We start from the raw sequence: 9,570 nt of genomic DNA on the forward strand, positions 1-9,570 counted from the left end.
AACATTTCCGGGCAAATGATTCAATATTGACCATATTTATTATAAGATAGAAAAAGAAGGAAAATCAGGCCCGTCTTTTACATCACTGTTTGCAGGTTTACCTTCCATTAAAAAACATCAAGGAGGAAAGGTTATGAAGAGAACCCTGTTATTGTTGTCCGGACTTTTGATTTTGATGGTTTGGCTTCTGCCCGCTGGCGGCCTGTCATCGCAGGCTCAGGCAGCAGATGACCCCAATGTGACTATTATTCTGCAGGTAGGTCAGCCGAATTCATCGGTAAATGGGGTTGACCAGGAAATAGACCCTGGCATGGGTACTGCACCGGTAATCGTGAACGGCCGCACATTTGTCCCGATACGCTCCATTATCGAGTCCATGGGTGGTACAATAAGCTGGAACGGCCAGGAGCAAAAAGTGTCAATTTCGCTTAATAACAATATAATTGAACTCACTATCGGCAGTCTGCAGGCCTCAGTCAACGGAGACACTAAAACCCTGGAAGCGGCTCCGTTTATTTCGTCAACAGGCCGGACCATGCTGCCCTTGCGGTTTATCACCGAAAATCTGGGTTCTGAAGTTGCCTGGGACGGCCCTACGCAAACCATAACTATTGAATACGGCCCCGACAACATAACTCCTCCTCCTGCGGCAGTGGAAACCGCCGACTTCTCCGGCACCTGGGACATGGTCGTCAATGATGAAGATATGGGAGACATGAAGCTGGTCTTAACCCAAGACGGTACCGCTGTCAGCGGTTATTTCGGATATGACAGCGAATCCGGGAAGGCTTTTGCCGGTACTGTTGCCGGCAATACCTTGAGCGGGAAATTTTCCACCACCAACCCGGTATCGGAATGGGAATTTACTGTGACCATGGCTGCTGACGGGAATAGCTTCACCGGCATGGAATATTACAGCAGTCCTGCTTGGGCGGTTTCCGGGGTAAGAAACTAAGAGCGGAACCGGTATTCGCCGAGGCAGATAAACTGCTCACACCTTTAAAGCAGCCTGAAATGAGTTGTAAAGTGATACGGGGCAGATAACATGATTCGGGTATTCGTATACGGCACCTTGATGAGAGGCGGACATTATCACCAACAATTTCTCACAGGGCACAAGTTCCTGGGCAATGGCGTTATTTCGGGTTACGCCCTTTACGGCCTGGGGAGCTATCCCGGTGTAGTTCCCGAAAAGGGGGAGCAGGTCCGGGGAGAGGTATACGGCATAGACTGGAAGACCTTACATAAGATCGATATCCTGGAGGACAATGGATCACTTTATAACCGCAAGCGGGTCAGGGTAGTGATGGCAGACGGCAGGACCACCCGGGCTTATGTCTACGTCTGGAACGGTCCGGTCAGGCTGGAAGACAGGGTGGCTTATGAGGATCAGCCCTGGAGTGGATAACGCAGAGCGCAAAACAGAACAAGCATGGCTAAAGCCAGCAGATCCCCTGGAGGAGCTGCTGGCTTTTCATGATTGTCGGGTTGCTTACGCTTAAACTAAATCTGTTTGGTCAACAGGTTGTAGAGCACCTGTGCCGTCTGGGCCCGGGGGTGGTTGCGTCCGGCTTGAGCTGCTGGCTGCTGCCAGTTATGACTCCGGCTTCAACCAGGGCCATGCCAAATAAATAATACACTTTGTGACAAAATATGGTGTCATTTCAGGGTTTCCGCTGGTAAGCATCAATACGGATAACTGAAAATAAGTAATAATAAATGCCAAAAAACCAGTCATATTGAGTTAAACTAGATATAACCCGGCATAATGCTGTCATTCTAAGGCATATTCATGGATAGTGCGATGATTAGTCTGGGCAGATGGAAAATAAGAAGTAAAGGCTTTTAGGATATAAGGAGTTTTGCATGGAAGCAACCCAAACCGATAGCTCAAGTTTGATGCCAACCGGGGACCGCCTTATCATAGTCGGTTCGGGCAATGTTGCCTTTAACCTTTATAAATTCGCGTTGATCCTGGGATACAACATAACCATGATAGACGATAATCCCGAGATGCTGAACAGAGAAAGGTTTCCGGAGGCCGGTAATCTGCTCGTCGGGGACATCGTGCAGCTGCTCAAGCAATACCCCATCACTCCTGCTACCAGCATCGTACTGTTAAGCCACCACCATGAATTCGATAAAGACGCCCTGGTGGCGGTTATCGATTCCCCGGCCCGTTATATCGGAATCATGGGCAATAAACGGAAGGTCACCGCATATTTCAGCGCTCTGGAGACACTGGGGACCGACAGGCGGTTGATCGAGCGGGTGCACATACCCATCGGCCTCGATCTGGGAGGGCAGCTGGCGGCAGAAATAGCCCTGGCGGCAATGGCCGAGATTCAGGCCGTAAAATATAAACGTACCGGGGGATTTGTCGCCGTCAAGCAAGCCAGTTCGGAGAACGAAAAACGCGATAAGTTGTTTTAATGTTTTTGAATAATATTGAGCAGTTGATGAGCCAATGACAATGCAAGCGCCAGTTCGGCGCAGCAGTATGTATGTGATTCAAGCAATTTTCTGAAGCTGCAGGTTATCGGCTGGCCCTCTGACCGGAATCTTTTTCATAGTATTTGATTGCTTTGCACCTCAGGCTTCTTCAATAGCCGTTCTTTCCCGGACATCGTTTTTCAGCAATTTGTAGAACACGGTAGCCACAGGTACGCCCAGGAGGATGCCCAGCGGACCCGCCAGGCCTCCTCCCACGATGGCTGCCAGGAGGACCCAGATGCCCGGGAGCCCCAGGCTGTCGCCCACCACCCGGGGATAGATGAGATTGTTTTCCAACTGCTGCAGGATGATTAGAAACACCAGAAACCACAAGGCCTGTGGCGGTGAAACCATGAGCAAGACCAGAAAAGCTATAAAACCGCCGACATAGGTGCCGACAATGGGCACCAGGGCGGTGATGCCGATAAGGGTGCCGATCATTAAGGGATACTCGAATCCGAAAATGACCATGCCGATAAAGGTAAGCACCCCCAGAATAACCGCTTCTGCCAGCTGCCCGTAGACATATTTGTCAAAGCTGTCCACGGTGACCCGGTAGAGGTACAGTGCCTTGCCGTATATTGCGGGGGGCAGATAAGCCTGGGCTACAGCCCTGCAATTGACCAGGATTTTCTCCCGGCCGCTCAGAAGGTAAATGGAGAAGATCACCGCCAGGAGCAGGTTGGCAAGAAAACCGAATACTCCGGCGGTGACGCCGATGATCCCTGCCAACAGGCCGCCCAGATTGCTGGTGAACTGGTTCAAGAAGGCATACAGGCGATCCACCAGTTCGGACAGGTCGATATGGGCGATCTGCAGCAGTTTGGCGGCCTGGTTGAGTAAGCTCTGCGTATTTTCCAGATAGGATTCGATGTTGGCGGCGAACAGGCGAACGCTCTCGATCAATTGGGGGATAATGAAGAGCATCAGAATAATTATAACGAGCAAAGCCAGAAAATAGGTTTTGAGCACCGCCAATCCCCGGGTCAAGCCGGGGCTGCTGTTTTTCAGGAACATTTTCCGCATAAGCATCTCTATATACTGGCATGGTTTGTGAAGTACAAAGGCGATGGCTATGCCGATGAACAGAGATTTAAACAAAGCCGCAAACCGTCCCAGAGCCTTGATTATGGGGCCGAAATTGATTACCACCAGTATCAGGACGGCAGCGTAGGTTATTAACAGTATCAGGTCTTTTCTGGTCTTTATGTTGATCGGAACCCACTCCTTTTTTGTGTTGCTGGGCATATGTATACATTCCTTATTTTCCCACAAAAACTTGTTCTTTAACACAACAATCAGAACGGCTCCGGCGAAGTTGCTGCATCGCTGCCGTACCTCAAAGGCCTTAAGATTCTATTGCCGATTTTTTAATTCAATACTCTGCATTCAGCCGTCCAGGTTTATGACTATATAATGATTATTATCAACCAATAAAAAACCGTTTTCTAGGCTTACTGCCGGAAAACGGTTTTCGTATGTATTGAGGATTTGCTGGGTTCCCTTTGTTAAGTAAGAGTTAGGCTAACCCCGGTTGTTTTTGTCCTCTTGCACTGGCGCCTGGCCCATATGGCGCCGCAGACGCGTCATCAGCTTAAGCATAGAACAGACATCTGATTTGAATTTGTGGTGTCAAATCGTTTTGGTGTTTATCGCCCGGCACTGCTTTAAGCCGTGGCGCCGGGCAGGAGATTATCCGGGTCAACCTCGGTATTATCTGGCAAAAACATGCCGCCCGATGGTCTTGATAAGAGGCCGGGACCAAACCCATTTACTGGTAGCCGTGGCCGGATTCCAATAATAAATTGCTCCTCCGGTGGGGTCCCATCCGCGCAGGGCAGCTTCAGCAGCCTGGTAAGAAATGGCGTCGGGTTTCAGGTAAAACTGGCCATCGCTCACTGCGGTGAATGCGCCCGGTTGGAAAATGACCTCACTCAGCGACTGCCCAAACTTCTTGGAGTCCAAACGGTTTAAAGCCACTGCAGCCACCGCAACCTTGCCTTCATAGGACTCACCCCGGGCCTCTCCATAGATGAGGCGGGCAAGATTTTCAATGTCGCGGCCGGAAAACGATAAGAATCTGGAGGGGGCGGGGGTTGATACCGCTTGAGTGGGGCTGGCTAAGGTGCTTACAGGTTTGCTGACCTCTCTAATGATGGCATTGGCGGTCGCTTTTCCAACCACTCCATCAGCCTCAAGGCCGCTTTGGGCCTGAAATCGTTTTACTGCAGCCAAAGTCTGGAGCCCGAATATACCGTCAATACTGCCCGGGCTAAAACCCAGATAGGACAAATCCCGTTGTAGCTGCTGCACATCATAACCTTGCGAGTACGGCACCAGGACCCTGTCCCCCAAATAAGCTGCCTGGGCGCCTTGCGGCGGAATAACCGCTGAAAGCAGAGAAAATGTCAAGATCATGATGATGCTTTTCGTGCGCTTTCGAATAAGATCTACCTCCTCTGATTGCGTAAAAAATCTAAGTTTTCATCTCAAAATCACACATTAGCTATTGTTTTTACAATTATAAAAACCTATGCATCATACTGCAAAGCTTGTAAACCTGCTAAATTTCGGACATCTTGGATTATGACCCAATAACCTTGAGGACTCACAGGGATGTCCATAATTACTACGCATCCCTCACCCATGGTAAGTTGTAGCAAAGCGGGGGTGATTTTTTGTAACAGGATGTCGGTTGTGTAATTGCATGATTATGGCAAGCAGGTATTGTGATTAATCAGTATTATAGAATTGGTTGTCTATAATAATAGTAAATATGTGTATCGAGGCGCTTGATATGTTGTTATATAATTAATGCAAAAAAATATGTTTATATTGCTTTGTATTTTGATGCCTAAGGAGGAAAAGATCAATTGATACCGCATAGCAGCAGCATTGAAGAAGTTCTGCGGCAGACGGAGGTTGGACAGGAGCAGGGCTTGAGCACCACGGAGGCTTCACGCCGCCTGGAGGAGTACGGCCCCAACCAGCTCAAGGCCAAACCAAAGCGAAGCCTTTTGCAGCGCTTCTTAGACCAGTTCAAAGATGTTATGATCATCATTTTGATCATCGCTGCGGCGGTATCATTTGTGGTGTCCATATATGAAGGTGAAGGGTTTTTTGAACCGGTTCTGATCTTGCTTATCGTAGTGCTCAATGCCATTATGGGAGTGGTGCAGGAGAGCAAGGCCGAGCAGGCCCTGGAGGCTTTGCAAAAGCTTTCCGCCCCTCATGCCCGGGTGATCCGCGCCGGCAAAGAGACTATCATTGAAGCCTCCCAATTAGTACCCGGCGATATCATTAAATTGGAAGCCGGCGACTATATCCCGGCCGATGCCAGGATCATTGAAAGCGCCAGCCTTAAATCCGAGGAGGCGGCTTTAACCGGGGAATCGGTGCCCGCTGAGAAGGATGCTCGGGCGGAAGTGGCTGCCAACGCCCCGCTGGGGGATAGATTTAATATGCTTTACGCGGGGTGCAGCATTACCTACGGAACCGGAAAGGCCGTGGTCACCGCCACCGGCATGCAAACTGAAATGGGCAAGATCGCCGACCTCCTGGAGTCCGAGGCCGACGGGGAGACCCCTTTGCAGCATAAACTGCATCTTCTGGGCAGATACCTGGGATTTCTGGCCCTGGCGGTGTGCGCCATCATATTCGCGATCGGCCTGTGGGACGGAATGCCTATCATGGAGATATTCATGATCGCAGTAGCCCTGGCCGTTTCAGCCATCCCTGAAGGACTCCCGGCCATTGTGACCATTGTCCTGGCTATCGGAGTGCAGCGCATGGCCAAACGCAACGCCATTATCAGAAGGTTGTCAGCCGTGGAAACCCTGGGCAGCGCCTCAGTAATCTGCTCGGACAAAACCGGCACCCTGACCCAGAATCAGATGACCCTGGTCAAAGCCTTTGCTGCGGAGAATTCTATAATAGAAGATATCAGCGCAAACAACTCCGCTCCCGTTAAGAAACTGCTGCGGTACGCGGCCTTGTGTTCCGACGGGGTGGTCGAATTTGAGGACGGGGAGGAAAAGCATATTGGCGACCCCACCGAGACCTCTATTATCATGGCCGCCTATAAAAACGGCATGCCCAAAGAGGAATTGAACCGTCTCTACCCCCGCCTGGCAGTTCTGCCCTTCGACTCTGACCGCAAGTTGATGAGCACGGTCAATGTCATTGATGGGCAGAATGTAGTAATCGTCAAAGGCGCCTTCGACGTGCTGGCGGGGCGGTGTATCTCCGGACAGGTGGAAGCCGGCCGGAGCTATACCGAGGAACTCAGCCGCCAGGCTCTGCGGGTCTTGGCAGTAGCCTGCAAAATAATTAAAACCGTACCGGATACTCCCACCACAGAAGAACTGGAAAATGATCTTCATTTCATGGGCCTGGTGGGTATGATCGACCCGCCCCGGCCTGAAGCCCGGGATGCGGTAGCGGTATGCCGGAGTGCTGGAATCAAGCCGGTCATGATCACCGGCGACCATGTGGTCACCGCTTCGGCTATCGCCAGGGAGCTGGGCATTTTGAAGCCGGGGGATGACGCCGTCACCGGTTGTGATCTGACTGCGATGTCAGAAGATGAACTCAATCAAAGGGTTTCTCATATATCGGTCTATGCCAGGGTTGCGCCCGAGGATAAGATCCGCATCGTCCGGGCCTGGCAGAGGCAGGGAAAAGTGGTTTCCATGACCGGGGACGGGGTCAATGACGCCCCGGCTTTGAAAGCTGCCGATATCGGCTGCGCTATGGGCATCACCGGCACCGACGTGGCCAAGGGCGCCTCTGACATGGTGTTAACCGACGATAACTTCGCCACTATTGTGGATGCGGTGCGCGAGGGCCGCTGCATATATGACAATATCAGAAAAACCGTGGGCTTCTTGCTGGGAACCAATATCGGTGAAGTTTTAACCGTATTCATCGCTATGCTGCTGTGGCAGGCTTCGCCGCTCCTGGCGGTGCACCTCTTGTGGATCAACCTGGTCACCGACAGCTTGCCGGCTGTAGCCTTGGGCATGGAGGCGGTTGAAAACGATGTCATGCAGCGCAGGCCCAAACCCAAAAATGAGAGCATATTTGCCCAGGGGATGGGAGTGCGGGTCATCCTGCAGGGGGTGATGTTTGCGGTTTTGACTCTGATCGGGTTTAACGCCGGCTGGAACAGCCACGGGGAGATAGAAGCCGGCCGCACCATGGCATTTCTGGTCTTAGCCCTGGCCCAGGTCTTTCATGCGTTCAACATGCGCTCCAACCACTCGCTGTTTTCGATCGGGTTTTTCTCCAACAAATATCTCAATGGCGCCGCCGTGATTTCCATTGCCCTGATCGGAGTGGTTGCCTTTATACCGGCTGTGGCCTCTGCCTTCGGATTGGTTCTGCTGTCTGCCGCCTCATACCTTCTGGCATTGGGTCTGGCCCTGATCCCTATCGCGGTTTTGGAATTTTCCAAAGCTTTTGGGCTGGTGAAGCATCAAACCGCCGACGCATAAAGCGGCTTATCTGGCGGGAAACGAGCCGGTCGGCACCGGTGTTGACAGCTATTTCGGGGAGACAGGCTGCGGCCCGGAGAATATGATCTCTGCTGTCCTCATTCTCAGCGGCAATACAAAAATTGCACTACACTTGAATGTTTGACTGCAATAATTGCGTAATGATGATATAGCCTGAAGCTTTTCTCGATTTATCACCGCAGGGCTTCCGGGGAAACCGGGTGGGGTGCGGCTATCTTTACGAACTTTATGATATAGTTTTACTAACAAGGTTAGAAAGGGGAGGTATCAGTTGAATCGCTGGCCAGGAATCATTGTCATTCTGCTTATACTGCTCTTAACCGGTTCACTGATCGGATGCGGTTCCGCCAAGTCGCAAGACCTGGTCCGGAATGAGCGTGCCGAGATGGCGAAAGACAGCGCCCCCGGCAGCCCGGAAACAGCGCCGCAGTCTGATTCGGCCTTAGAATCGGCTGGCATGGAGCGTAAAATAATACAAAATGCCAACCTCGACATTAAGGTTGAGGATGTTTCTCAAACCGTAGACCGGATTACCGCCTTATGCACCGAAAATGGAGGCTATACCGTCAATAGCCGTTTGTACAGAGATGATCAAAGGGTTTCCTCGCAGCTGTCCATAAAGGTCCCGCAGGAGAAGCTGAACGACATTATCTCCTCCATCTCCCAGTTGGGAGAAGTGACCGACAAAGTCATATCTACCCGGGATGTTACCGAGGAATACTATGATGCCGAGGCGCGTCTGAAGGTGCTGAAGGCCAAGGAAGAACGCCTGGTGGGCTTATTGGGCAAAGCGGCCAGTATCAACGATATCATCAGCATCGAAAATGAACTGGGCAAAACCCGCGCCGAGATTGAGGTTCTGGCCGGGCGCCTCAAATACCTTGCCAATGCCACCGAATACAGCCTCATCGAGATAGAGCTTGTGCAAGCCGTCCCCGGCGCCGTAAAAGCGCCTCAGGGAACCATGGGCAAGGCTATGCAGGGATTGGTGTCCAGTGTCAACGGGTTAATCAATTTTGCCAGCCACAGCGTAGTGGCATTGTTCATTATCCTGCCCTGGGCCTTGGTGTTGTTCTTGGCGTTCCTGCTGTTGCGCTATATTTATGGAAAACAGCGTGCCAGACGTACCAGGGAAAAAGAATTATAAAAACCTGGTTTAGCCCAGATATAGATATAATAAACCAAACCAGGTCCTAATTTGATATGAAGTAAGGGATTTTTGTTCTTGACAATTCAACAATGCTTTACTATTCTAACATATAGAGGCAAATATCAATTCTAAACACGACAAAACTTAACAAAACTTAATATTACGGTGGCTGACAGGGAAACCATCGGTTGCTCTTTAAGAGACCAATATTTAAGTGCTGTACGTGTTACATATAGCATATTTAATATTGGTTTTATTGTTTTTACAGAGAGAGATTAAATATTCTGCAGAACATAAAAGCGTCATTGCATAGAGATTTTAAATACTCTGCAGAAACAAAAGCGTTGTTGCATAATATTGATAAGGGAGTTTGGGGGTAATATTATGTCAACTCAATTCAAATTGGTAGAT

General features: G+C 50.5%; 7 protein-coding genes. 5 read left to right on the forward strand and 2 right to left on the reverse strand.

What is annotated here, in order from left to right; translation table 11 throughout:
• The first annotated feature begins 133 nt into the window (after positions 1–133).
• The 3 genes from B3W37_RS02835 (at position 134) to B3W37_RS02845 (ending at position 2,433) form a co-directional block, all read left to right on the forward strand.
• Complete coding sequence (locus B3W37_RS02835; RefSeq protein ID WP_483171659.1) at positions 134–955, forward strand: stalk domain-containing protein; 822 nt, start codon at positions 134–136, stop codon at positions 953–955.
• 90 nt (positions 956–1,045) lie between these two features.
• Complete coding sequence (locus tag B3W37_RS02840; RefSeq protein WP_483171660.1) at positions 1,046–1,408, forward strand: gamma-glutamylcyclotransferase family protein; 363 nt, start codon at positions 1,046–1,048, stop codon at positions 1,406–1,408.
• A gap of 458 nt (positions 1,409–1,866) precedes the next feature.
• Positions 1,867–2,433, forward strand: coding sequence for an XdhC family protein (locus B3W37_RS02845; protein WP_483174726.1), 567 nt, complete (start codon positions 1,867–1,869; stop codon positions 2,431–2,433).
• 159 nt (positions 2,434–2,592) lie between these two features.
• Here B3W37_RS02845 and B3W37_RS02850 read toward each other — a convergent pair whose 3' ends face one another.
• On the reverse strand, positions 2,593–3,741 hold the full coding sequence (locus tag B3W37_RS02850; RefSeq protein ID WP_483174727.1) for an AI-2E family transporter: 1,149 nt from the start codon (positions 3,739–3,741) through the stop codon (positions 2,593–2,595).
• A 465-nt stretch (positions 3,742–4,206) separates the two neighbouring features.
• Entirely contained in the window at positions 4,207–4,911 is a 705-nt protein-coding gene (sleB, locus tag B3W37_RS02855; protein ID WP_483171663.1) for a spore cortex-lytic enzyme, read from the reverse strand.
• A gap of 455 nt (positions 4,912–5,366) precedes the next feature.
• Between sleB and B3W37_RS02860 the strand changes: the two genes are divergently transcribed.
• Positions 5,367–7,988 (forward strand): calcium-translocating P-type ATPase, PMCA-type, encoded by a 2,622-nt coding sequence (locus B3W37_RS02860; protein ID WP_483174728.1) that lies wholly within the window; start codon positions 5,367–5,369, stop codon positions 7,986–7,988.
• A gap of 292 nt (positions 7,989–8,280) precedes the next feature.
• Entirely contained in the window at positions 8,281–9,156 is an 876-nt protein-coding gene (locus tag B3W37_RS02865) for a DUF4349 domain-containing protein (RefSeq protein ID WP_483174729.1), read from the forward strand.
• The last annotated feature ends 414 nt before the right edge of the window (positions 9,157–9,570 follow it).

This window comes from Syntrophomonas sp. UBA5494 (assembly GCF_002426325.1).

Excerpts from the sequence above, each read along its gene's own strand:
- B3W37_RS02835 (WP_483171659.1), top strand. The coding sequence starts at position 134 with ATGAAGAGAACCCTGTTATTGTTGTCCGGACTTTTGATTTTGATGGTT.
- B3W37_RS02840 (WP_483171660.1), top strand. The coding sequence starts at position 1,046 with ATGATTCGGGTATTCGTATACGGCACCTTGATGAGAGGCGGACATTAT.
- B3W37_RS02845 (WP_483174726.1), top strand. The coding sequence starts at position 1,867 with ATGGAAGCAACCCAAACCGATAGCTCAAGTTTGATGCCAACCGGGGAC.
- B3W37_RS02850 (WP_483174727.1), bottom strand. The coding sequence starts at position 3,741 with ATGCCCAGCAACACAAAAAAGGAGTGGGTTCCGATCAACATAAAGACC.
- sleB (WP_483171663.1), bottom strand. The coding sequence starts at position 4,911 with ATGATCTTGACATTTTCTCTGCTTTCAGCGGTTATTCCGCCGCAAGGC.